We start from the raw sequence: 24,132 nt of genomic DNA on the forward strand, positions 1-24,132 counted from the left end.
GCCCACCCCCCGCAAGACCTACAGCGACCTCTTCAGAACCCCCGAGTTCAGCGCTCTCTTCCTCTCCTCCTCGGCCAACATCGCCGCCCAGACGGTGAGCGGACTGGCCCTCGGCACACTCGTGTTCCGGGCCACGAACTCGCCGCTGCTGTCCGCGCTGAGCATGTTCGGCCCGGCCCTCGCCCAGGTGCTGGGCGCCACGTTCTTCCTCTCCGGTGCCGACCGGCTGCCGCCGCGCGCGACGCTGGCCGGTCTCTCACTGGCCTTCGCCGCCGCCACCGCGGCCCTCGCGCTGCCCGGCCTGCCGGTCTGGGCGATGCTCGCCATCGTCCTCGCCGAGGGCCTGATCGCCTCCCTCGGCGGCGGCGTCCGCTGGGGCCTGCTGACCGAGATCCTCTCCAAGGACGGCTACCTGTCGGGGCGTTCGCTCTTCAACATGATGACCGGCATCATGCAGATCGCCGGATACGCGGCCGGCGGCGTCCTGGTGGCCCTGCTGTCGCCGCGCCTGTGCCTGCTGCTCGCGGCCGCGCTGTACGGCACGTCCGCCGCCCTCGCCCTGCGCCTGACCCGCCGCCCGCCGCGCGCCTCCGGCCGCCCCTCCGTGCGGGCCACCTGGCGCGCCAACGCCCGGCTGTGGTCCGCCCCTCCGCGCCGCCACGTCTACCTGGCCCTGTGGATCCCCAACGGCCTCGTCGTCGGCTGCGAGTCCCTGTACGTCTCCTACGAGCCGCACGCCGCGGGCACGCTCTTCGCCTGCGCGGCGCTGGGCATGCTGGCCGGCGACGTGACGATCGGCCGCCTCCTGCCGGCCCGGCTGCGTCCGCGGCTCGGCATCCCGCTCCTGGTGCTGCTGGCCGCGCCGTACCTCGTCCTCTTCCTGCACCCGCCGCTGCCGCTGACGGCCGTACTGGTCGCACTGGCCTCGGTCGGCTTCGGCGCGAGCCTGGTGCAGCAGGAGCGCCTGGTCGCGCTGACCCCCGACGACCTCTCCGGCCACGCGCTCGGCCTGCACTCCGCAGGGATGCTCACCATGCAGGGCCTCGCCGCGACACTGGCCGGCACGGTCGCCCAGCTCACCTCACCGGCGACGGCGATGACCGCGATGGCCCTCGCCTCGCTCACGGTGACCCTCACCCTGACGGCGATCAGCCGCCGGGGCGCGGCCGACGGGGGACTGTGGCCGACCCGGGCGGTCCCCGCGGCACGGGCGACCACGTGACGCGCGCCGCCCGCCGGTGCACGCCGGCGTGCACCGGCCCTCCGCACGGGCCGCGAGGGGGCCGCCTGGTGGGGGCAGCACCCCGGCACGGCCCACCTGCACCGGGGCCCGCGACCTGGCCGGGGCGCGCGGCCCGGACCGGCGCCCGCGACCGTCGTTCGCGACGGGGCCTTGCGGCCGGACCTTGCGACGGGGCCTTGCGATCAGGGCTCCCGACCGGGGATCCCGACCGGGGCTCTGGACCGGGCCTCTCGATTGGATTAAGGCCTGCCGGGAAGCTCCTCGCCGGTCATCTGCTTGCCTAGGCTGACCGTCTGGGGAGGGGCGCCGCCCGGCGACAGGGGGAGGGCGGCTCTCGAGCGCCGTGACACCGGAGTGGATCCATGACCGTGAAGAAGTCGCCGTCCGCTTCCGCGGCACTGTCCTGGATGCCCGTGGCGGCCATGACCGTGGTCGTCGTCGGCGACGTCACGGCGGGACCGGGCGTGGGACTGCTGCCGCTGGTGTCGCTGGGACCCGCCTTCGCCGGCCTGGTCGGCGGCTGGCGGCGTACGGCGGTGATCGGCGTGGTCGCCCTGCTCCTCTGCGTCTCCCTCGGCATGTACAACGGACTCTTCGACCGGCCCCGCGGCTACACCGCCATGGTGTCGGTGGCCGGAGTGACCGGCGCCGGCATCGCGGCGGCCGTGATGCGCTCCCGCCGGGAGGCCGAACTGGCCAGCGTGCGCTCCATCGCCGAGGCGGCCCAGCGGGTCCTGCTGCGCCCGGTGCCGCTCACCGCGGGCCCGCTGCAGGCCGCCGTCTCGTACACCTCGGCCCTCGCCGAGGCCCGGATCGGCGGGGACCTCTACGAGGTCGTGGCCTCGCCGCACGGCGTCCGCGTGATCGTGGGCGACGTCCAGGGCAAGGGCCTGGCGGCGGTGGAGACGGCGGCGCGGGTGCTCGGCGCGTTCCGTGAGGCGGCGTACGACGAGAAGGACCTGACCGGTCTCGGCGAACGGCTGGAACGCAGCGTCGCCCGCGAACTGGAGGACGAGAAGTTCGTCACCGCGATCCTCGCCGAGATCGGCGACGACCACCGGGTCGTCCTCCTCAACTACGGCCACCCGGCGCCGATGCTCGTCCACCGCGACGGCACCGCCGACTTCCCCGAACCGCCCGCGTACGCCCTCCCCCTGGGCCTGGCCGCACACGGAGGCCCGGCCCCCGACCCGTACCAGGTGCCCTTCGCCCCCGGCGACCAACTGCTCCTGTACACCGACGGCGTCACCGAGTCCCGCGACGAACAGGGCGCCTTCTACCCGCTCGCCGCACGCCCCCACCTCCTGAAGGATCCGGACGTCCACCGCGCCCTGGAGGCCCTGCGCGAGGACCTGGTCCGTCACGCGGCAGGCCCCCACCACGACGACGCGGCGATGCTGCTGCTGCGCTACCAGGGCCACCACGACGACCCGGGCGCGCCCGGCCTCGCGACGTGAGCACGCGCAGTCGGCCGGCTCGCCGATTCCCGGGCGGCACCCGGCCCGCCACGGGACGCGCCCGGCCCGGCCGATACGCGGCCGATACACGCCCGAGCGGTGCCGGATGCCCGCCGGCGTCGTACGGAAGGCAGAATGCGGGACGGGACGAGAAGGAAGCCCGCCGCACGACGAACGGTCCCGCGGCGGGCGGCACGGAGACACGGAGAGGAGGGCCGGCCCAGTGACTGACGGGGTGGACGGCCCCGCGCCCGTGACGATCCTGCTGGTCGAGGACGACGAGGTCATCCGCAGGTCCGTCACCATGGCGCTGGAGCGCTACGGCTACCGCGTCATGTCCGCAGGAGACGGGCTGACCGGACTGGAGCTGTTCCGCGAAGGCCGCCACGACCTGCTGCTCCTGGACGTGATGCTGCCCGGCCTCGACGGCATCGGGCTGTGCCGCCGGATCAGGGAGACCAGCATGGACCCCGTACTGATGATGTCCGCGCGCGGTGACGCCCTGGACGTGGTCTCCGGCCTGGAGGCCGGCGCCGACGACTACGTGGTCAAGCCCGTCGACACCTCGGTGCTGGTGGCCCGCATCCGCTCACTGCTGCGCCGGGCGGTCTACGCCCCCGCCCCTGCTCCTGCCCCCACCTCCGCCTCCGCCTCCGCCTCCGCCCAGCGTCCCGCGGACCGGGCACGGCCGGAACACTCCCGCCGCGACGACCGCGCCCTGCTCGTCTTCGGTGACCTGACCGTCGACACCGCGGGCCTCGAGGTGTCGCTGGCCGGCCGGCCCGTCGCGCTGGCCCCGACCGAGCTGCGGCTGCTGCTGGAGTTCGCCGCGAACCCCGGCACCGTACTCGACCGCCAGACCCTGCTGCGCAACGTGTGGGACTACGGCTGGGACGGCGACAGCCGCGTGGTCGACCTGTGCGTACAGCGGCTGCGGAAGAAGATCGGGGCCGACCGCGTCGAGACGGTCCGCGGGTTCGGCTACAAGCTGCGACGCTGACGTGACTGCCGTGCGCGACCTGCTCAACTGGCGTTCCCTGCGCTGGAAGACCTGCCTGCTCGTCACCGTGTGCTGCTGCGCCGTCGCGCTGACCGTCGGAAGCCTGGTGCACTCCAGCACCCGGACCCGCTCGATGAACGACGGCGCCGCCAAGGCCGTCGCAGCACTGTCCCGGGACCTGGAGGAGTACGAGCGCGAGGGCTTGGAGCCCTCCGGCCTCAAGCTGTCGCCCGACACCATCCCCGACGAGTTGCTGCACCGGCTCCACGACCGGCAGGACCCCGCCCGCGGCGACGTCACCTGGTACGAGGAGCCGGGCCCCGGGGACCACCCCTCGATGTGGGCGGCGCGCATGCACCGCGGCGCGCCCGTCGCCGTGGAGACCGACATGACGGCCGACCTGCTCACGCGCCGCGCCCTGGACCGGCACATGTGGAAGTACTCCCTGCTCACCCTGGCCGTCGTCGTCCCCCTGTCGGCGCTGGCCGCGGAACTGCCGCACCGCAGGCTGCGACGGGTGGCGCGCACCGCCCGCCGGATCGGGTCCGGCGACCTGACCGCCAGGACCGGACCCGGCCGCGGCAACGACGAGATCACCGCCATCTCGGCCACGGTCGACTCGATGGCCGACGGCCTGCACCAGCGGCTGCTGACCGAGCAGCGCTTCACCGCCGACGTCGCCCACGAACTGCGCACCCCGCTGATGGGCCTGGTCACCGCGAGCGACCTGCTGCCCGAGTCGGAGGCCACCGACCTGGTCCAGGACCGGGTGCGGGTCCTGCGGACCCTGGTGGAGGACCTGCTGGAGATCTCCCGGCTCGACGCGGGCGCCGAACGGGCCGAGATGCGGCGGGTGCCGCTGGCCGAGGCGGTCCCCGACACACTGGACCGCGCCGGGCTGCGGACGCGGTTCACCGCGACGGACGCCGGGTGCGCCGAGACCGACCCGCGCCGTCTCGACCGGATCGTCACCAACCTCGTCACCAACGCCCACCGGCACGGCCGCGCCCCCGTCGAGGTCACCGTCGCCGGGACCACGGTGACCGTGCGGGACCACGGCCCCGGTTTCCCGCCCGACCTGCTCACCGACGGACCCCGGCGCTTCCGCACCGGCACACCGGAACGCGGCCGGGGACACGGCCTCGGACTCACCATCGCCCGCGGCCAGGCAGCGGTCGTCGGAGCCACCCTCTCCTTCGCCAACGCCTCGGACGGCGGTGCGGTGGCGACCCTCCGGCTCCCGGCCGCCGGGTAACAGCGCCAGGGCCTTCCGGCGCTGTTACGCAACGGATGACCGGTCGAGCGGGAGCCAACACACGGCCACGGCCGTGCGGAGATCCACCCCGCCGAGAGTGGCCACGGTGCACGAACGCCGCGCACCGCGCCCCCTGAGGCGGCTCCCACTGGAGGTGGCTCCCATGCTTCCGACGCCCGGCCTCGGCGACCACGACGGCCCCCGCACCCCGCCCCCGCGCCGGTCCAGGCGCCGTGGGACGCTCCTCGCCGCCGGCGCGACCGCCCTGGCCGCGCTGGTGGCCGTCTGGAGCGTGCTCCGCACCGACGGCACCCGGGCCGCCGCGGTGCCCTGGCCGGACGAGGGCCAGGCGGCGGTGCTGATCGAAGGGCTCGGTGAGCGCGGCGACCTGGGCGCCCACGGCCCGGAACGGCCGGTGCCGATCGCCAGCGTCACCAAGGTGATGACGGCGTACGTGATCCTGCGCGACCACCCCCTGCACGGCACCGAGTCCGGCCCCCTCGTCCCCGTCGACCAGCAGGCGGTGAGCGAGTCCTTCTCCGGCGACGAATCCACCGTCGAGGTGAGGCCGGGACAGCGGCTGAGCCAACGGCGGTTGCTGGAACTGATGCTCATCCCCTCCGGCAACAACATCGCCCGGCTGCTCGCCCGCTGGGACGCGGGGTCGCAGAAGGCGTTCGTCGCCCGGATGAACAGCGCCGCAGCCGACCTGGGCATGCACCGGACCACCTACACGGGGGCCAGCGGCATCGAGCCCACCACCACGAGCACGGCCGTCGACCAGCTGAAACTGGCCCGGCAGGTCATGCGGGACAAGGTCTTCAGGTCCATCGTCGCCCAACCCCGCACCACCGCCCCCGGCGCCTCCGGCACCGTCCCCAACACCAACGACCTGCTGGACACACCGGGCGTCATCGGCATCAAGACCGGCTCCAGCACCCCGGCCGGCGGCGCCCTGATGTGGGCGGTCAACGTACGGGACCGCAGCGGGCAGCAGCGCCTGGCCCTCGGCGTGGTCCTGCACCAACACGCCCGCACCACCCCGCGGGAGGGCCTGCAAGCCGCCCACGACACCAGCCGCGCCCTGGTGGAGGAGGCCCGCACCCGCGCGGCCGAGACGGCCCCCACGGCTTCGGTGACTTCCGGAACCTCCGGAACCTCCGGAACCTCCGGAAGGTCCGTAACTTCCGGGGCGACGTACGGTGCACCCTCCGAAGGCACGTGAGAAGGCCAGGGGAAGGCCAGGGGAAGGCCAGGGGAAGGCCTGGGCCCCGGGACGGGGCCTTGATGCGGCCCGGTGGGTCATACCCAGGTCTGACCCCGCGCTTCAGCTCCTGGTCCGACGCCCCGCAGAGGCGGCGAAGGCATCGTCTTCGGTATGACGAACCCGGAGACATCCATGGCCGTCCCGGCCACGACGATCGGCGTCCGACTGCGTGGCGCGTTTCCTGTGGAACGGTGGGAGGCCACCGGCTTTCCCGGACGTTGGCTGGGCGGGTGCGCCATGGTGCTCGGCCCCCTCCTGATGCTGACCGGCGCGTTGCTGCGGGCCCGCTTCCACTTCTTCTTTCCCGACCAACTCGCCGCGTACGAGCGGCACCCCGCCCTGATGGCCACCGCATACGGCCTCTTCGCCGCGGGCAGCCTGCTGCTCTGGCCCGCCGTGGCCGTGGTGGCCGCACGGATCGGGGCCCGCAGTGCCGGTTGGGGACTGTGGGGCGGGGTGCTGGTCATGTTCGGACTGTTCGCCCGCGCCTTCCACGCCGGGGTGGACCATCTGGCCTTCCAGCTCGTGCGTTCCGAGGGAGCCGGGCCCGCCACCGAAGCGGTCGCCGCCGGCTACGGCGCCTTCCACGTCTCCGCCACGCTGAACCCCGCCGTCCTCGCCGGGTGGATCGTCCTTGCCCTCGGCGCCTGGCGCACCGGGGTGCTCGGCCTGGTCCGCGCCACCGCACTCGGCCTCACAGCGGCGCTGCCCATCGGCGTTCTCAAGGGGACCACCCCTCAGTCGCTGGTGGCCCTGGCAGGACTGTGCGCCGCACTGGTGCCGCTGGGCCTGGTGCTCCTGCGCGAAGGACCCCGTCCCAGCCGGGCGGCGGTGCTGCGCTGGGTGCCGCTGACCCTGGTCACGCTCGTACTGATGGTGCTGCTCGGGCAGGCCGGTTGAGTGCACACGTCCACGTACGGTCGGACCGTGAAGTCCAAGCGGCAGCGCCCTCTCTACGCCCTCGACCTCTGCGCGGCCCTGGCCCTGACCGCCGTATACCTGGGCTTCGCCCGGCTGACCGCCGCCGACGACGGCCAGCCCGCCTACACGGGACCGTTCTGGCTCGGCTGTCTGATCGCCGCGGCCGTCGGCCTGCCGATCGCGGTACGCCGCCGTTGGCCGGTCGCGGTCCTGGTGACCGTGCTGGCCGCGCTGACCACGGCGTCGCTGCTCGACATCCCCCGCGAACCGTTCGCCGCCGCCGGGCTCGCCGCCTACCTCGTCGCACTGGCCGAACCGACCCGCCGGTCCGTGCCCGCACTCGCGACGACGCTGCCGGTGGCGTGCGGCGGTGTGTATCTCGGGGAGGCGGTGATCACTCCCGCCGAAGACGTGCGGGGTGCCGTCGGAGTGACCGGTCTCGTCCTCCTGGTGATCGGCGGGGCCTGGGGCGCGGGGTTCACCGTGCGCGGCCGCCGGGCCGGGGCCGTCCGGGAAGAGCGGCGCCGGTCGGAGCAGGCACTGGCCGAGGAACGCCTGCGGATCGCCCGGGAGTTGCACGACATCGTCTCGCACAACCTCAGCCTGATCGCTGTCAGGGCGGGTGTCGCCGGGCACGTGGCGGAGGCCGACCCGCAGGAGGCGCGGGCCGCCCTCAAGGTCATCGAGGAGACAAGCCGTTCCGCGCTGGCCGAGATGCGGCGCACACTCGGCGTACTGCGCACCGAGGGCGCACCCCTGGGGCCCGCACCGGGCCTCGGCCGCCTCGACTCGCTCGCGGACGAGGCGAACCGGGCAGGAGTGGACGTCGACCTGACGGTGCGCGTCGCGAAGACTCTGGCCGAGGGAACACAACTGACCGTCTACCGGATCGTCCAGGAGTCCCTCACCAACGCCGTCCGGCACGCCGCCCCGACCCGCTGCCGGGTCACCGTAGAGGCGGATGAACGAGAGATCCGCATCCACATCACGGACGAGGGACCCCCGTCCGCATCCGGGCGCCCCCTCCGCGAACTGCCGGGCGGACACGGACTCCTGGGCATCCGTGAACGCGTGATGATGTACGGCGGCAGCTTCGAGGCGGGCCCCCGGCCGGAGGGCGGCTTCGCGGTGTCCGTCCGCCTCCCCACCGAAGGGAACCAGCGACCATGACCGACGTGACCCCGGTCCGGGTACTGATCGCCGACGACCAGGCGATGGTGCGCGGCAGCTTCCGGGTCCTCGTCGACCACACGCCCGGCATGACAGCCGTGGGCGAGGCCGCGAACGGAGCGGAGGCCGTCGCACTCGCCCGCCGCGAACGGCCGGACGTGGTGCTCATGGACATCCGCATGCCGGACCTCGACGGCATCGAGGCGACCCGGCTGATCTGCTCGGACCCGGTGCTGTCCGGCGTCCGGGTCCTCATCCTCACCACCTTCGACCTGGACGAGTACGTCTACGGCGCCCTGCGCGCCGGCGCCGCGGGCTTTCTGCTCAAGGACACGCCGCCCGCCGAGGTCCTCACCGCCGTCGGCGTCGTGGCCGCGGGCGAGGCACTGCTCGCTCCCTCGGTGACCCGCCGCCTGATCGAGGAGTTCGCCCGCCGCCCGGAGCCCGCGCGCCCACCCAGCCGCACGCTGGACGGAGTGACCGACCGGGAGCTGGAGGTGCTCGGCCTGATCGCGCGGGGGCTGTCCAACACGGAGATCACAGCACACCTCCATCTGAGCCCGGCCACGGTCAAGACCCACATCGGACGCCTGCTCACCAAGCTCCGTGCCCGCGACCGCGCCCAGCTCGTGATCGTCGCCTACGAGACCGGCCTCGCGGGCAACCGCCGACGAGAAGCGTGACGCCGCGACGACCCTCACCAGAGACCCGCCCGCATGGGGAGTTCGGTCCGTGCCCGCTCCCGTGGCCGTCGTCGGCCGGTCCGGCGGTCGCCCGGGAAGGCAGCACGAGACCGTCGGACTTCAGGGTCCGGCTGCACTCGGAGGAGAGGGCTGGGCGCCGTCGGCCGTACCCGGACTTCAGGAGCTCGTAACGGGATTTACGGATCTTGCTGAACGGACGCGGTCGGATGCGGCCGGGGTGCAGGTTCAGCGTTGCTCGGCATCGAGATGGCGAGTGTCGCCAAGGCTGACGACTTGGCGGTTGTGGAAGAAATCGTCCTCGCGCAGCGTGGTGATGCTGCCGGAGGCACCCCGGAAGCTGGCGTAGCCGGCCGACTCGATCGGCATCCTGATCCAGGACGCCAGGACGAAGGTCAGCGAGCCGCCGTGCGTGACGATGATCTGGTGCTCGCAGGGACGCTGCAGGATCTCGTCCATGGCTGCGTAGACACGCTGTGCCCACTGCGCCTTCGTCTCGGCGCCCGCCACGCCCTCGTCATGGTCCATCCGCTCCCCGACAGCCGGCGGTGGGACGAAGCGCCGGTCCAGCCATTCCTGTGGCCGCCCACCTGCCTCACCGTAGGACTTCTCCCGCAGCCGACGATCAAGGGTCGGCTTCACGTCGAACAGCGCGCCTACTGTCTCGGCGGTCTGACGCGTGCGCTGCAGGTCCGAGGAGAACAGCTCCACCTCGACGCCGTCCGGGATCCGAGCCCGAAGCGCTCGGGCGATGGAAGCCGCCGCACGAACACCGACAGGCGTCAGGCGCGAGTCGTGCCATCCGCCGACGACTCCCTCGACGTGGTGCGTCGCTTCCGGGTGGGTGACGACGTGGAGAGTGCGCACAAGATGCTGCCTTTCGGTTGACGGCGTCCCTGAACACGGCCCGCCACCTTAGCCCGGTGCGATCACGGGCCTGTCTTCTTGCGCTCAGGAGGCAGCCCGGTCGTCGGTGCTCCGCGGCGGTCGATGCCGGTTGTGGAGGCCCGGAGCGCTACCGCCCGGGGCCTTCGCGCCGGGCCGCCGCAGTGCGCAGCACCGAAGGCCACGGGCAGTGGGGATACCCCCCGCAGAAATGCACAGGTCAGCAGGCGGGCCGTGGCCGTGCCGTGCCTGGAGGATCGGGGAGCGCTGCTCGTACCCGTCCCTCAGGCTCACGAATTGAGGTCATGATGTCGCGCTCCGCACAACCAGTTCATTCCGTCGACCAATCGCACACCCCCGACGCAGCGCCCCTGGTGTCGGCTTCCCAGGCGCCTCCTGGGCCGGTGCGCGCCGCGTTCGCGTTGTGGATCACGGCTGTTGCCGCCGGTGCCTTCGAGACGGTTCTGGCGGTGGGCAGACTGGCGGCCGACGGCTCGGGTTCCGCCGCCGAGATCGTTGGAGGGCTCGCAGTGCGGTTGCCCGTCTTCGCCGTGGCGCTCCTCCTCGCGGTCAGGATGCGCCGTGGCCAGGGCTGGGCCCGGATCCTGCTGACGCTGGGCCTGGGTGTGGTGGGTATGGCTTCGATGGTGGTGGAGCCGGTACGTGCCCTGGCCGAGGGCCGCACGCTCGGCACGGCACTGGCGGAGGCCGAAGCGCTGGACCTGGTCTTCGGGGCCAGCCGGGTGGTGCACGTGGTTGCCGTGCTCTCCGCCTTGGCGCTGATGTTCCTGCCCACTGCCAACCGCTACTTTCGACTCCACCGTGTCCACCGGACATCGGTTGCGGACCTCTGCTGAACGCGCTGGCCGAGAACCTGCTCCGGCCGGTCCCCGAGCCGCTGACTCCGCCCTCCCCGGACGAAGCCGGTCAGGCACGGTCGCGGTTTCTCGATGAACTCGACGCCGCCGACATCGCAACCGGCCTTCTGCTTCCGGACCGCCGCGAGGCACGCGTCGTGAGCCGAGGCACGCTGATGGTCGGCAACTGGTCTGCATATCGCACTCGTCTGACCACTGTGGACGGTCAGAACCTCTTCCTCATCCGTGGGGTGCGGCGCGTGGAAACGGGAGACGATGTCCACGATGTGCCTCACGCGGAGGCGCCGGCGGACATCGAGTACCGATCACCTGTACAACCCCGGCTACAGAGCGCGTACTTGCCCGTCACTGACATCGGCCGCATGAACGAAGCCCTCACAGCTCTGGGGATGACCACGTCCCGCCGCGGCAAGACTGGGTCTCCTACGAGAATCTGGTCCTCCAGGCAGTGGTTCCGCAAGGAGCGGGCCACGGATGTTCCAGGAGCCCAACTCCGCGTCGCGATCACCGACGTCCTTGCGGCATGGAAGCGGTTGCGCGGTACGGGATTCGACGGAGCGGTCCAACGGGACGGCGGTGCCTTCTGGTTGCAGATCGACCCGTATCTGATCGTCTCCGTCAATGATGCTGAGCCGCCCGCGGGGTGACGGCGCGATCAACCGTCCACGATCATCGGTGAGGGCGCCGTCCAGGTCCTCGATGTCCTCGGGTGCGCCCCGCCCTTGGCGGTGATCTTCCCCGGCTTGTCCTGCGGGTACAGGCTCCTCCACGTCAAGGCCCGACACCTCGTCGGCCCGCGCCGCCGACTCGTAGAACTTCCCGATAACCGTCGTCAAGCCGCGGCGCAGGATGCCGATGAGCAGGGCGGCGCTGCCGCGGTTGGTGTCCATCGCCCACAGCACCTCGCCCGGCTCGGCGGGGGCGAGCACGTCGCCGATGAGCTCCAGCAGCTCGGGCTCGTCGTTGCCGACACGGCGTGACAGCCTCCGTTCACTGCGGGCGTCGAGTGCCACGCAGTGGTGATGCTCCTTGCCGATGTCGACCCCGGCACAGATCGTGAGCGTGGCCGCCTCCGTCAGATGTCCGTTCTGTGGTCCCGCGCGGACGGTCTTGCCGACGTTGTCCCACACAGCGATCAAGTCGCGTATCCCACTGAGCGGTTGTGACCGTCACGGGCTCCGGGCGGCCAAGTCTCTTCAGCCATCGAGCGGCGTCAAGCTCACAGCCATACCCGGAGTCCTCGGGCCCACCGATCCCAGGAATGACCGGCATGGACCCGTGACAGAACGGCAGGGCGAGCTCAGACGCTGTTGGCGATGCGCTCGTGGTCCCGTTCGCCCTCGCGGGTCTGGATACCGGCGGCGAGCAGCTTGTGGGCGAGGTCGGTGACCTCGTCGCCGAACGCCGCGAACAGGCCCTCGTTCTCCACGGCGTACGCCGCGTCGGGAATCGGCTGCGCGACCGCGTCGACCGCGGCCTTGGTGATGGCGATCACCTCCGGCCGCAGGCCGGCGATCCGTCGGGCCAGGGCGTCGACGAACGCGTCGAGTTCCCCGGCGGGCAGCGCACGGTTGATCAGGCCGTAGCGTTCCGCCAGCTCCGCGCCCACGAGTTCGGCGCCGAGGATGAGTTCCAGTGCGCGGGCCCGGCCCGCCAGGCGCGTCATGTTCACCGTGCCGCCGCCTCCGGGGAGGATGCCCATCAGAGACTCCGGCTGTCCCTGCCCTGACTTGCCGATCGCCGCGAAGCGCATGTCCAGGTACATGAAGAACTCGTTGCCCGCGCCGCGGGCGAAGCCCGCCAGCTTGCCGATGGTGACCTGGGGCAGCGAGCGGACCTCCTGGTTCAGCGCCTGGAGGATGTTCAGCCCCTCGGGAATGGTCGCGTCCGGTGCGGCCGCGATCGCGGCGCGGGTGGCGGCGGGCAGTGCGTCCGGGTCGGTGAGGTAGGCCATGTCGCCGTGCGCGACGAAGAATTCCGGGTCGGCGCTCTCAAAGACGATGACGCGGACGTCGGCGTCATCACGCACCCGGGCGACGAACGCCCGCAGGGACGGCAGCAGGACCGCGTCCATCAGGTTGAGCGGCGGGTGGTCGATGGTCACCGTCGCGACCCCGTCCGAGACGTCGATCGTCAGGGCGGAGAGGTCGTCGTAGCTCATGGGGTGGCTCCACTTCACAGAGAGGCCGACGCGTGACGAGCCGCCGACCGGGGATACGCCGCGATTCCCAGCTTCGCGGCTGACACTGAGTATCAAAGTAGAGGATCAGTTTCGAAAAAGCCAATGAGTGTACTCAAGTAGACTCGTCACCATGAGTGCAGCATCAGTCGGTACCCGGGAGATCAGCCGTCACGCGGTCCGGGCGGAGCTGGCCCGCGTGGCGTTCGACCGGTTCTGCCTGACCGGCTTCGACCAGGTCACCTTTGCCGACCTCGCCAAAGCCGCCGGAGTGTCGCGGAGCACGTTTCTGCGCTACTTCGGCACCAAGGAAGACGTGCTCCTGTTCGTCTTCGACCCCGTCGGTGATGTCATCGCCGATGCGCTCGATGCCGAACGGGCCGACCAGGACGACTGGGGCAGGCTGCGCAACGCCCTGGAGTCGGCCGTCACGTACCTCGTGCGCGATGTGCCGAACCTCGCGACGATCCTCGGCCTGATCGACCAGACCCCGGCCCTGTGCGCACGGCTCCGGGAGAAGCAGACCGCATGGCGACCGGAGATCGTCGCCCGGCTGCACAAGACGACCACCCCGGACGGGACCGACGGATCATCGGTCATCGCCGACGTCCGCGTCGCGGCGGCACTCGAATGCTTGTGGGTCGTCCTGGCGCATTGGAGCGCCAGCGACGGCAAGAAGGACCCCGGCGCACTGCTGGACACCGCCTTCGCCGCCTTCGCCGCCCCGGCACACCCGTCGGACAGCAGGTCGTAACCGGCTTCGGCGCATTCCCCTACTCGGCCGGACACCCCCGGCGACGGCGGCGCGAGAGCGCCGGCTGGCTGTGGATCTTCTACGCCGGTGCGGCCCTCGTCTGCGCCACTGTCCGCATTCCGCCCCCCCGCCGCCCCCCGCGGAGGAACATCGCCCCGACCCCCGTACGAATACGCCGGTACGTCGACTGGATCATTGCGCGACTGGAAAAGCCCGATGGACCCGTCGACCTCGTCGGCCACGACTCCGGTCGCCACACTCTGGCCGCACGAACCGGCCTCGCCGGGAGCCGGGCTGCCCCTCGCGGTTCTGGAAGTCGCCGCGCGGGGGAAGGCCGCGGACCTGCCGGCGTACGGGCGGGTCCGCGGCCGGTCGGGCCGGTGGCTCTCGCTGCACGCCTCCCCACTGAGCGGCGGCCCGCCCCGGCGCCGGTGGCCGTGGGGACGAACCCGGCGCCGACCACCGACGTGGCTGAGCTGCTGCTGCTGCTGCTCGCGGACGGGCTCACACCGCGTGCGCGGGACGTACTGAAGCGGGTCGTCGCCGGTCTGCCGTCCCGGGCCATCGCCACGGAACTGCACAGCACCGTATCGACCGTGCAGGACATCTGAAGAGCGTCTTCGTGAAGACCGGTGTCCGCGGCCACAGCGAGCTGGCGGCGACGATTCTGAACCTGTGAACCTGTGAGCCGGCGACCCGGTGACGCGTACTGTCTGCCCGTTCTCGTCACCCGCTCTCGACGGCGGCACCGCAGGACGTGGCCACCGCGTCCGACACCTCCAGCGTGAGCCGGACGAACCGGGCGACGGCCCGGGAGGTACTCGCCTCGTGCCAGACCAGATGCAGGGAGTTGGGTGACAGGTCCCGTACCCGTACCGTCTCGATGCCCCACGGGTGGGTGTCCGCCGGCAGCACGGACCGGGGGACGAACGCTATCCCCTGCCCGAAACCGACGGTGGACAGGATGTCCAGGGAGTCGCGCACCGTCGGCCCTTCACGCCAGGGCCGGTCACGGAGGTCGGCGCCGGCCGCGTAGACACGTTCCTGCTCACTGGCCACCGGCCCCGTCACCACCGGCTCTCCGGCCAGCTCGTCCAGGCCGACCTCGGCGCGGTCCGCGAGTGGATGATCCATGGGTACGAGCGCGACGCGGGGTTCGGTCAGCAGCGTCTCGCTCTCCAGCCCCCAGGCGCTGAAGGGCGCCCGGATCAGGGCCAGGTCGCACCTTCCGGAGCGGACCGCGGCGGGCTGGGCCAGAGGTGCGGTGAGCACCAGCTCCACCTTCTGGCCGGGTATGCGGACCGCGCACTCCCGGAGCAGACGGCGCGCCAGCGCGCCGTCACAGCCGCGTACCGCGAGCCGAAGGGGACGGCTGGGGGTCCGAGCCGCCTGCCGGGCCCGGTGGAGCGCGGTCGTCGCACGTGCGTCGAGGCCGGAGACCTCGGCCATCAGGACGCGTCCGACGTCGGTGAGTTCGACGGAGCGCGGCCCGCGGACGAACAGGTTGGCGCCCACTGTCTGTTCCAGTGACCGTATGGCGCGGGACAGGGCAGGTTGGGTCATGGTGAGCTCCCGTGCGGCACGGGTGAAATTCAGCTCACGCGCGACGGCGAGGAAGTACCTGATCTGTCGGAGGTCCATGTTCGTCACTCACGCAGCGTATTGAACGCGGTCTGGGCTCCCCGTACGTGGGAGTGCCGGCGGGCCTTGGGGTTTTTGGGGCGGCGACGGACTCCATGCCCGGCGGGCATGGGTGGGCATGCCCGATCGGTACTTCCGTGTCCGGCGGACCGGGTGGTTCGCTGACAGGGCGCCGGACGGACCGGTGCGAACAGCAAGGGGCACAACCGATGGATTCAGTCGCCGTAGTCACGGGGGCTTCAAGCGGTATCGGCCTGCACACCGCGGTCGGCCTGGCGCACCGGGGACTGCGCGTCGTGGCGACGATGCGTGACACGGGCCGCTCCGACGCGCTGCGGGCCGAGGCCGAACGCCAGGGTGTGGAGCTGGCGGTGCGGGCCCTGGACGTCACGGACCACGACCGGGCACGGGCGTGTCTGGACGAGGTGACGGCCGAGTTCGGGACGGTCGACTTCCTCGTCAACAACGCCGGCAGCGCCACCTTCGGCACACTTGAGCAACTGAGCGACGCCGCTCTGCGGAAGCAGCTCGACGTCAACTTCCTGGGAGCCGCCGCGCTCACCCGGCACGTGCTGCCGTCGATGCGTCGCTCCGGCGCCGGGCGGATCGTCACCGTGACGAGCAACGGAGGGGTCGTCGGCGAGCCGTTCCTGGACGCGTACTGCGCCTCGAAATTCGCCATGGAGGGGCTGATGCAGTCCCTCGCGCCGGTGGCGGCCCGGTTCGGGGTCACCGTCAGCGTGGTCGAGCCCGCGTCCGTCGTGACGAACATGAGGGAGAACCTCGACACCGAGGCGCTCGACGCCCTCGACGATCCCTATCGAGATCTGGCCGACACGTTCCTCCGCGCGGCCGATGGGCAGATGGCGAACGGGCAGGCGGCCGAGGACGCGGCGGCGGTGGTCATCGAGGCGGCGACGACGGACACCCCCAGGTTCCGTTGGCAGACGTCCCGGGCCGCCGTCGACTTTGTCGGGCTGTCCCTCGCGGACCTGGACGGTGCCACCGTGCTCAAGGCCATGTCCGCATGGCTGGACTGACAGCAGGACGATCATTGGCAGTGCCCGGTCCCGCCAGACCGTCGGCCCATACGGAGAACCGTCGGCACATACGGAGAAGGGGAATGACTTCCGGCACGCTGTCGATGAACCCGTCCGCCGACTGAGCGAGCGATTGCCGGTCGACGGCCTGTTCCGTCCCGGCGATCCCTCCTGCACCGGCACGACAACGCTCTGGAAGGTGCGGTGACCACCCGGCCGTCCCTGGTCGTACGGCCCGTACCGGCACGCAGGCCGGCGTCGCAGTCACCTCGTCACGGCCCTCGCCTCGTCCGGTGCGAACATCACCGGGGGCACCACCGGCGACGTCGGCCTGGCCGGGCTCACTCTCGGCGGCTACGGCCCGCTGCTGGGCACCGCCGGGCCGGCCGCGGACAACCTGCGAGGAAGCCTACGACCCCGAACACGTCTTCACCGCGACCCCGCTCCCGAGCGACGACACGCTGAAGACGCACGCCCACGAACAGAACGACAGAAGAAAGAAACTCAGGAGGTAAACACATGGCGGTCTGGGAAATCGTCCGGATCACGGTGACCGAAGGAAAGCAGGACGAGTTCGAATCCGTCGTCCGGTCGCATCTGCCGGTCCTCAAGGAGGACAGTGGCTGTCTGGACGCGAAAATGTTCCGGGCCATCGACAAGGAAGGAGCCATCCTGCTGTGCGTCCAGTGGGAGTCTCTGGAGCACCACACGGAGGTGTTCACGAAAAGCGAGGGGTTCGCGAAGTTCGCCGGTGCGATGGCCCCCTTCTTCACCGTGCCCCCGGAGGCGTTTCACGCCGACGCCGTCATCGAGGGTTTCTGACCTTTCTATTTGACCTCGGCCTTTCACGACGGTCTGCCGACGGAGTCGGCAGACCGTTTCGCGTTCTGTGCCTGCTGATGGGCAGGCCGGGTGCCCGTCTGTCGCGTCGGGGGCGCGCCGGGTTCCACGGTTCCGGTGGGCTTGTGCTGCTCGCAGGGACGGGGACGTGCTGGTCAGCCGGGATTCGGGAGAGCTCGGATCCGGTCCAGGGCGCCGGTGATCACCTCGGCCCAGGGCCAGCGCCCGGCCATACGAAAGATGCGGCGGCGACCGGTGGTGACGAGCTGGGCGGCGCTGGAGAACAGGCGAAAGCGCGGGCTGCGCGGATGCGGTCCTCGGCCCGAGCCCGCTGCCGGTGGCGCAGTTCGAGGGCGGCGACTGCTTCGCCGCCCGTGCTGGTGGCGAAGCAGGCCAGCCGATGACCGTCGGCGTCGGTGAAGCGCAACTGGGCGCCGGGCTGCGGCCGTTCCTTCCGCACGATCAGCCGCATGCCCTTGGACCAGCCGGCCAGGCAGTTGCTGCCGGCGTCGATCTCGACGCCCCAGGCGCCGTCGCGGATGCCGCCGTCGGGTTCCACGGCCGGTGTCCAGGCCGAGGCCGGGGCCTTGAGGACGGCCTGGTGGAGGGCGTCGGTGATGGTCATGCCGGCCGAGTACGACAGCCACCGCCCGCGCTGGGCGAGCCAGGCGACGAAGGCGTGGGTGCCGCCGCCGGAGTCGGTGCGGATCAGGGTCTGCCGTCCCCGCCGGTACTGTTTCGGCATCTGGGCCAGACAGGCAGCGGGTCCTGGCCGCCGGGCAGGTGATCGGCCTCCACGCGGAATCCCGAAGCGTGGAGGACGGCCGTTTCCACTGCCCCCGGAAAGAACCGCAGAGCAGCGGGTCGGGTGACCCGCGGGGTGGAAGGTCAAGCTGAGATGTCCGAAGCGGTCCGCCCCGTGTGGGGCGCGGGACTCAGCCGGCGGATTGTGCTCCCGGTCGCCGTAGCGGTGTCCCGTCGATCTCATGGCGCCACAGGATGTCGGTGACCCGCTCCACCGCGTCGGCGAGATGCCGCCGGTACGTACTGAAGGGCAGCTCCAGCCGCCGCGCGGCGGCCTCCTGGGTCGACGCCCCTTCCACGAACGCGGCCAAGGCGGCGCGGTGACTCTTCTCGCCGCCCCGCTCCAGCGGCAGATGGTGGATGGCGTTGCGGAGCACCTCCTCCAGTGGCATGGCGTGGGCTCGTACCAGCCGGCTGTTCCGCAGGGGGCTGAGGGCCAGTTCGTCGGGCCGGCGCAGCGTGCGCAGCGCGGAGCGGACCGCGGCGGTGAACTCGGCATGTGTCATGACGAAGGCGTCACCGCCCGGACCGTCCGCGGGCGCGGAGCCCGCGGGAGCGGCGCCGAGCATCCCGTCTGTCTTCTCCGCCAGCCAGGAGGCCGTGGTCAGGGGACGCCAGTCATGGGCGAACAGCCGGTAGCGGTGACCCCCGATCTCCACCGTCGTGTCGACGGGCCGCATGTCGCAGTGGAGCAGGTGCTGGTCCCAGAATCCGTCGTCCCGCATGACGATGAAGGTCCAGGCGAGCCTCTCGTCCCGGACGATCTCGCCGAACATGCGCCACAGCACCAGGTCCATCACGGGTGAGGGCCGCTGGTAGGTGCCGCGGCCGACGTGGAAACGCGCCATGGAGATGTGTTCGCCCGTCCGCAGCGGGCCGTGCCGGCGTACGTGCTCCCAGGCCACGGCCGCGACCGGGTCCCGCTCCTCGCCGTCGAACGCCGTCAGCTTGAGCCAGGCCGAGGCCCCGGCGACGTCCTCGCCGGGCGGTACCCGCTGGACGCGGAACGCCTCGGGCCGGCGGGCGAGCCAGTAGGCGGCGGTACGCGCCGAATCCGTCCCCTCGCGGTGCCGGATCAGTTCCATGACGGCGGGTTCGTGGCCGGGACGGTAGGGAAGGTCCTGCACCAGTCCGTACGGGTGCCAGCGGTGTGTGTCCGACATGAACCCGTCCGTGCGGTACAGGAACTGCAGTTCTCCGACCGCCTGGAGGAAGCGGGCGGGTGTGGCCGTACGCACCCGCTCCAGCAGGTACTGCCTGAGCTGGGTGTGCAGGTCGGCGAAGCCGTCCGGATCCCGCCAGCGCAGATCCGTTTCGAGCGCCTCCCGGATCACGTCGTGCGGGTGGACGCCTGCCGACGTGGTCTCGATGTACGGCTGTTCCCTGAGCCAGCCGAACAACTCGCGGCCCTGCTCCCCGAGGAGGGCGCGCAGCAGATGTTCGGAGGTGATATGGGCGTGCGCGCACACCTCCAGGGCGGCCCAGTGGTCGCGGGTGGGGGGATCACCCACAAGGTGGCGCAGCAGGGCGGAGATGACGTCCTGGCCGGGGGACCAGTCGACAGTGGCGTCCGGGCCGGGAGACTTGCCGGTGGCTGTGGCTGTGGCTGTGGCTGTGGCTGTGGCTGTCGCTGTGGCTGCCGCGGCCAGTGCGAGGGCCAGCGGATGTCCGCCGGTGAAGGCGAGGATGTCGCGGTGCAGGGCCTCGGGAACTCCGCGCCGCTGGAGGAAGAGGCGGCTCTCGGCCGGGTCGAGGGCGGTCACCGGCAGTACGTCGAGCAGACCGGCCCAGGCGGGGTCGGCGAGCCGGACCGGGGCGGGCGCCCGGCGGCCCGCGACGACGGTGACCGTACCGTCCGGCAGACACGGCAGACACTCGTCGAACAGCCACGTCTCCAGATGCCCGCGGTCCTCGAAGGTGTCGATGAGGAGCACGGTGCGCGGATCCTGCGACGCGGGACGGACGGCGCGGCCGAAGCCCTGCACGTCGGCCGGGGCGGTGCGGCCGTCGACCCGGACGACGGGGCGGTTCCGCAGCACGGCCTCGTCGGCGAAGCGCCGCAGAAGGGCGGATTTCCCCACGCCTCCCGGACCGTGCAGGAACAGCACACGAGGAGCGTCGGGGCCGCCGTCCAGCGCTCTGCCGAAACGCCGGAGTTCCCCGTCGCGGCCGACGAAAGACCTCCGCCGGCTCTCGTTCAGCCGGTCACCGAGCCTCATCATGCCGTTCGCGTTCATGGGGGCCCAGCATAGAAGTCGCACGATCAGCGGCGGGCCGACGGTGCCGTCCGACGGTGAGCGGAAGCGGGTGAAGCGGGCGTCGAGTGAGCACCGTATGAGCATCTCTTCGCTGTTCTGACCTCGCACAATGTTCAAGAGGCGGGCCTTTGTCCGCGTGGCGCGGGACATGGCGTACCGGCGTCCCGACACCGAATCCAGACAGGAAGACCGAACCACCATGCGCATTCTGTTCTCCGGCACGCCCGCCTACGGGCACCTCCTGCCGCTGCTGCCCCTGGAGCGGGTGGCACGGGAGGCGGGGCACGACACGGCCGTACTCACTCACGGCTCCATGGCCGACGTGGTCGCGCCGGCGAGGGTCCTGGCCGCCGGGGCGAGCCTGGAGGAGATCCTGCTGGAGGTGCGGCGCCGTACGGGGGCCGACGCGACGGAGGACGCGAGCGCGGCGACGGTCGGCGAGTTCTTCGGCGGCGCCCGGGTGGACCTCGGGCTCGACGAGGCACTGGCGGCGGCGCGGGAGTTCGGCCCCGACCTGATCGTGTCCGACTATGTGGACTACCTGGGCCCCGCGGTGGCCGCCGGACTGGGGGTGCCGTGGGCCTCCCACGCCGTCGGCATCGCCGTCCACGCTTCCCATCGCGAGGCGATGCGGACCGCCGCCGCGGAACGGATGCGGGAGCGCGGCATCACTCCCACCGAGCCGGTGGCCTCGGTCGACCCCTGGCCCGAGTGTCTACAGCCGGACGACTGGACGGCGGCGCCGGACCGGATCGCCCTGCGCTCGGCGGCGTACGAGTCCGAGACGGAGACGGAGACGGGTTCCTGGTCACGGCCGGAGTTCCCCGGCCGTGACCACCTGCCGCGTGTCCTGGTCACCCTGGGCACCATCGTCGACGACGCGGACACCCTGGCCGCGATCGTCGACTCGCTGGGCGCGCACGACGTCAACGCCATCGTGGCGGTCAACCCGGCCGCGGACGCGAGCGGCCTGAGCGTGGACACCTCGCGCGTGCACCTGACCGGGTTCGTCCCGATGAACCTTCTGCTCGACGGCGTCGACGTGGTGGCCTCCTCCGGTGGCGCCGGAACGGTCCTGGCGGCACTCAGCTCGGGCACCCCGATGGTGCTTCTCCCCATGGGACTCGACAAGCCCGCCAACGCGGAGCGTGCCGCCAACATCGGGGCGGCCGTGGTCGTGACGGAACCGGAGGCCATCGGCGAGGCCGTCGGCCGGGTGCTCACCGACCCGTCGTACGCCGAGGCCGCGGCCACCACCTCGAAGCAGATCGCCGGGACGCACACCCCGGAGGAGGTCCTCGACCTGCTGCTCGCCCGGACCCGGAGCGGGACGGGCGGCCCGCACATGCGCGCGATACGCCAGTACGCCTACGGCCCCGCCGACATGCTGCGTCCCGAGCGGGTGGACCGGCCCGAGCCAGGACCCGACGAGGTACTGATCAAGGTTGAGGCGGCCGGGGTGCACCTCATGGACACGGTCCTGCGAGCTGGCTCGGACCTCGGACTGCCGCTACTGGAACTGCCGATGACACCGGGCCGTGAGGCCGCCGGTACGGTCGAGGCCGTCGGCGCGGGGGTGGACCCCTCGAGGCTGGGCCGGCGGGTGGTGGCCTACCTTGGCCACGAACGCTCCGGCGGATACGCCGAGTTCGCGGTGGCGGACGCGGCGGCGCTGCACGCGCTGCCCACCTCGCTCACCGCCGAGGCGGCGGTCGCCATGATCGGCACCGGCCGTACGGTGGTCGGCGTCCTGGACCAGGCGGAGCTGACCGACCGCGACACCGTCGTGATCACTGCGGCGGCCGGCGGGATGGGCATCCTGCTGGTGCAGGCGGCCCGGCGGGCGGGAGCCACCGTGATCGGACTCGCCGGCGGGCCACGCAAGGTGGAGCACGTCCTCGCCGAGGGCGCGGACGCGGCCGTGGACTACACGGCCGACGGCTGGGAGGCACGGCTGGCGGACGCCGTGGGCCCGGACGGCGCGAGTGTGGTGTTCGACGGTGTCGGCGGCCCGGCGGGCGTCACCGCCATGCGCGGCCTCGCCACCGGAGGCAGGCACATGTACTACGGATGGGTCTCCAAGCCGGGCAGCTTCGCGTCCCTTCCCGCGGAGGAACTCGCCGAGCGCGGCATCTCGTCACAGTTCGTGGCGGGCCCGACCCTGTTCGCGCTGCCGGGCGGCGTCCGCGCGCTGGAGAGCCGCGCCCTGGAAGAGGCGGCGACGGGACGACTGCGCCCGGCTCTTACGACGTACGCGTTGAGCGACGCGGCACAGGCACACCGGGACCTGGAGTCCCGCACCACCACGGGCAAGGTGGTACTGCTCCCCGGATGAGCTCCGGGTGCGCGGGCTGCCCCCTCCCCCTGGTTGACGCTCTGTGACACATGTGTGACAGGAAGTCGGACGGGTCGCACGGGCGTGCCGTGGCGACCGGTAACGGGGAGAGAGCTGACGTAATGGGCTTCGTGCGGACGGTGCGTGCGCTGGGCGTCGCGACACTGGCCACCGCTGTGATGCTGACAGCGGCACCGGCTCGTCCAACTACACCCATCGGCCGGTGATCGAGGCCCTGGCGCTGGTGGCCCGGTACATGGCGGCGGGCAACACGACGTACTACCCGCTCGGCGAGACGGTGCCGGTGCACAAGGCGATGGGCGGAGACTGGACGGAGGCCGTCCACCGCACCGACAAGCGCGGCCGGCGCCGGGTAGTGCGCATGGTCTACGAGGTCGTCGCCTTCCAGGCCCTGCGCGACCAGCTCAAGTGCGAGGAGGTCCGGGTCGTCGGTGCCGACAAGTGGCGCAACCTTGATGAGGACATGCCCCAGGACTTTGCCGAGCGGCGCGAGGCGAACTGCCGCGAGCGATCTGGACGGCCCAGCGCTTGGACGAAACCATGTCCAACCCGCTCCCGCCTGATCTGGCCGATGCCATCGACGGTGTGCCGAGCCCCAACTTTTTCGTGTCGTACGAGGTCGACAGGACCGGGCCCACAACGTCGTCGCAGAAGCGGCTGAAGACTGAGCTGGCGCGGTGGCTCGGGGGCCTGGATCCCGACAAAGTCATCGCCGAGTAGGAGCGTGAGGTGCCGCTGCCCCGGCACACCTGGCGGGAGGCGGGCTGGTGCCTCACATTCGAGGCGATCCCCCGTAGCCGCGGCAGGCGGGGCGATCCGACGAGCAGGACGATCGGCATCCACCGGTGATGGTCTTGGACGCCGGACCACACCGGCCGCTTCCTCGACCACGTCGCGGAGGACCGCCTGTACGCGCTGTTCCACCTGGTCGCCTTCCGCGGCCTGCGACGCGGTGAGGCGTTGCGACGGCACCGGGCACAGCAGGACAAGGACCGCGAGGAGTGGGGGAGCGCGTGGGTGGAGACCGGACGGGTCTTCACCCGGGAGAACGGCGAGATGCTCCACCCCGCCACCATCACGCGGCGTTTCAGCGAGCTGTATGAGGAGATCGGACTCCCTTCGATCCGGCTCCACGACCTGCGCCACGGCGCCGCGACGCTCGCTCACGCGGCCGGAGCCGACCTGAAGGACATCCAGGAGATGCTCGGCCACTCCTCGATCACCATCACCTCCGACACGTACACGAGCCTGCTCCCCGAGGCGGACCTGGCGATCGCCGAGGCCGCAGCCCGGCTGGTGCCTCGTGTCCGCGCCACCTCGGAGAACGCCGCTCCCGAGGCGGAGTCCCAGCCCAATGACGGTGAGAAGCCCGGCCTGGAGTCCGTGCCGGATGGTGATCGCTGGACACGTACGGCCACCTCTTCCCAGGCCGCCTCGACGAGGTCTCGAAGAAGATGCACAAGCGCCGCACCAAGCAACTCGC

Annotated in this window: 21 protein-coding genes and 2 pseudogenes; 16 read left to right on the forward strand and 7 right to left on the reverse strand. The window is 71.7% G+C overall.

Translation table 11 applies throughout. The features are described from left to right. From HZS56_RS01410 to HZS56_RS01445, 8 genes are all read left to right on the forward strand, one after another. Positions 1-1,222, forward strand: a 1,222-nt coding sequence (locus HZS56_RS01410) for an MFS transporter (RefSeq protein ID WP_216718783.1), incomplete at its 5' end; no start/stop codon positions are given. Positions 1,223-1,605: 383 nt separating this feature from the next. Further along, on the forward strand, positions 1,606-2,700 hold the full coding sequence (locus HZS56_RS01415) for a PP2C family protein-serine/threonine phosphatase (RefSeq protein ID WP_216718784.1): 1,095 nt from the start codon (positions 1,606-1,608) through the stop codon (positions 2,698-2,700). 253 nt (positions 2,701-2,953) lie between these two features. Further along, a complete protein-coding gene (cseB, locus tag HZS56_RS01420) occupies positions 2,954-3,700 on the forward strand; it encodes a two-component system response regulator CseB (protein WP_216718905.1) in 747 nt (248 codons plus the stop codon). A gap of 1 nt (position 3,701) precedes the next feature. After that, complete coding sequence (locus HZS56_RS01425) at positions 3,702-4,955, forward strand: sensor histidine kinase (protein ID WP_216718785.1); 1,254 nt, start codon at positions 3,702-3,704, stop codon at positions 4,953-4,955. 163 nt (positions 4,956-5,118) lie between these two features. Then, complete coding sequence (locus HZS56_RS01430) at positions 5,119-6,180, forward strand: D-alanyl-D-alanine carboxypeptidase family protein (protein ID WP_216718786.1); 1,062 nt, start codon at positions 5,119-5,121, stop codon at positions 6,178-6,180. A gap of 153 nt (positions 6,181-6,333) precedes the next feature. Beyond that, entirely contained in the window at positions 6,334-7,122 is a 789-nt protein-coding gene (locus HZS56_RS37930) for a hypothetical protein (RefSeq protein ID WP_253913558.1), read from the forward strand. Between the two features lie 27 nt (positions 7,123-7,149). Then, complete coding sequence (locus tag HZS56_RS01440; RefSeq protein WP_216718787.1) at positions 7,150-8,313, forward strand: sensor histidine kinase; 1,164 nt, start codon at positions 7,150-7,152, stop codon at positions 8,311-8,313. Beyond that, positions 8,310-8,996 (forward strand): response regulator, encoded by a 687-nt coding sequence (locus tag HZS56_RS01445; protein WP_216718788.1) that lies wholly within the window; start codon positions 8,310-8,312, stop codon positions 8,994-8,996. Before HZS56_RS01440 ends, HZS56_RS01445 begins: the two co-directional genes overlap by 4 nt. A gap of 246 nt (positions 8,997-9,242) precedes the next feature. Here the strand turns inward: HZS56_RS01445 and HZS56_RS01450 are convergent, their stop codons facing one another. Continuing rightward, positions 9,243-9,881: a histidine phosphatase family protein gene (locus tag HZS56_RS01450; RefSeq protein WP_216718789.1), complete on the reverse strand. Its 639-nt coding sequence runs from the start codon at positions 9,879-9,881 to the stop codon at positions 9,243-9,245. Positions 9,882-10,303: 422 nt separating this feature from the next. On the opposite strand from HZS56_RS01450, the gene HZS56_RS01455 reads away from it, so the two are divergent. Continuing rightward, positions 10,304-10,756, forward strand: a complete 453-nt coding sequence (locus HZS56_RS01455; protein ID WP_216718790.1) for a hypothetical protein — start codon at positions 10,304-10,306, stop codon at positions 10,754-10,756. A gap of 344 nt (positions 10,757-11,100) precedes the next feature. Here HZS56_RS01455 and HZS56_RS38670 read toward each other — a convergent pair whose 3' ends face one another. Together HZS56_RS38670 and HZS56_RS01465 are read right to left on the reverse strand one after the other, a co-directional pair. Continuing rightward, entirely contained in the window at positions 11,101-11,832 is a 732-nt protein-coding gene (locus tag HZS56_RS38670) for an IS110 family transposase (protein ID WP_444875592.1), read from the reverse strand. Between the two features lie 245 nt (positions 11,833-12,077). Further along, the gene (locus tag HZS56_RS01465) at positions 12,078-12,938 is read right to left on the reverse strand and encodes an enoyl-CoA hydratase/isomerase family protein (RefSeq protein WP_216718791.1); all 861 of its coding nucleotides are present in this window, start codon (positions 12,936-12,938) and stop codon (positions 12,078-12,080) included. 151 nt (positions 12,939-13,089) lie between these two features. Between HZS56_RS01465 and HZS56_RS01470 the strand changes: the two genes are divergently transcribed. Both HZS56_RS01470 and HZS56_RS01475 read left to right on the forward strand, forming a co-directional pair. Further along, complete coding sequence (locus HZS56_RS01470) at positions 13,090-13,710, forward strand: TetR family transcriptional regulator (RefSeq protein ID WP_216718792.1); 621 nt, start codon at positions 13,090-13,092, stop codon at positions 13,708-13,710. A gap of 380 nt (positions 13,711-14,090) precedes the next feature. Next, entirely contained in the window at positions 14,091-14,321 is a 231-nt protein-coding gene (locus HZS56_RS01475; protein WP_216718793.1) for a hypothetical protein, read from the forward strand. Positions 14,322-14,436: 115 nt separating this feature from the next. Here the strand turns inward: HZS56_RS01475 and HZS56_RS01480 are convergent, their stop codons facing one another. Next, complete coding sequence (locus HZS56_RS01480) at positions 14,437-15,351, reverse strand: LysR family transcriptional regulator (protein ID WP_253913570.1); 915 nt, start codon at positions 15,349-15,351, stop codon at positions 14,437-14,439. A 209-nt stretch (positions 15,352-15,560) separates the two neighbouring features. Between HZS56_RS01480 and HZS56_RS01485 the strand changes: the two genes are divergently transcribed. Beyond that, the gene (locus HZS56_RS01485) at positions 15,561-16,391 is read left to right on the forward strand and encodes an SDR family oxidoreductase (RefSeq protein WP_216718795.1); all 831 of its coding nucleotides are present in this window, start codon (positions 15,561-15,563) and stop codon (positions 16,389-16,391) included. A 519-nt stretch (positions 16,392-16,910) separates the two neighbouring features. Continuing rightward, entirely contained in the window at positions 16,911-17,213 is a 303-nt protein-coding gene (locus tag HZS56_RS01490) for an antibiotic biosynthesis monooxygenase family protein (RefSeq protein WP_216718796.1), read from the forward strand. A 173-nt stretch (positions 17,214-17,386) separates the two neighbouring features. Here the strand turns inward: HZS56_RS01490 and HZS56_RS01495 are convergent. Continuing rightward, positions 17,387-18,105 (reverse strand): annotated as a pseudogene (locus HZS56_RS01495) (transposase); the annotation flags it as partial. A 61-nt stretch (positions 18,106-18,166) separates the two neighbouring features. Further along, positions 18,167-20,272 (reverse strand): ATP-binding protein, encoded by a 2,106-nt coding sequence (locus HZS56_RS01500; protein WP_216718797.1) that lies wholly within the window; start codon positions 20,270-20,272, stop codon positions 18,167-18,169. A 220-nt stretch (positions 20,273-20,492) separates the two neighbouring features. Here HZS56_RS01500 and HZS56_RS38865 point away from each other — a divergent pair, with 220 nt between their 5' ends. From HZS56_RS38865 to HZS56_RS38995, 3 genes and pseudogenes are all read left to right on the forward strand, one after another. After that, entirely contained in the window at positions 20,493-22,628 is a 2,136-nt protein-coding gene (locus HZS56_RS38865) for a nucleotide disphospho-sugar-binding domain-containing protein (RefSeq protein WP_216718798.1), read from the forward strand. Between the two features lie 223 nt (positions 22,629-22,851). Continuing rightward, positions 22,852-23,310 (forward strand): hypothetical protein, encoded by a 459-nt coding sequence (locus HZS56_RS37945; protein WP_253913559.1) that lies wholly within the window; start codon positions 22,852-22,854, stop codon positions 23,308-23,310. Positions 23,311-23,705: 395 nt separating this feature from the next. Beyond that, positions 23,706-23,840, forward strand: a pseudogene (locus HZS56_RS38995) (tyrosine-type recombinase/integrase); the annotation flags it as partial. On the opposite strand, the gene HZS56_RS39000 reads toward HZS56_RS38995, so the two are convergent. Then, positions 23,813-24,109, reverse strand: a complete 297-nt coding sequence (locus HZS56_RS39000; RefSeq protein ID WP_374201049.1) for a hypothetical protein — start codon at positions 24,107-24,109, stop codon at positions 23,813-23,815. The pseudogene HZS56_RS38995 and the gene HZS56_RS39000 sit on opposite strands and share 28 nt — an antisense overlap. Positions 24,110-24,132: the final 23 nt, after the last annotated feature.

Source organism: Streptomyces mayonensis, from assembly GCF_018982965.1.
GTDB lineage: Bacteria > Actinomycetota > Actinomycetes > Streptomycetales > Streptomycetaceae > Streptomyces > Streptomyces mayonensis.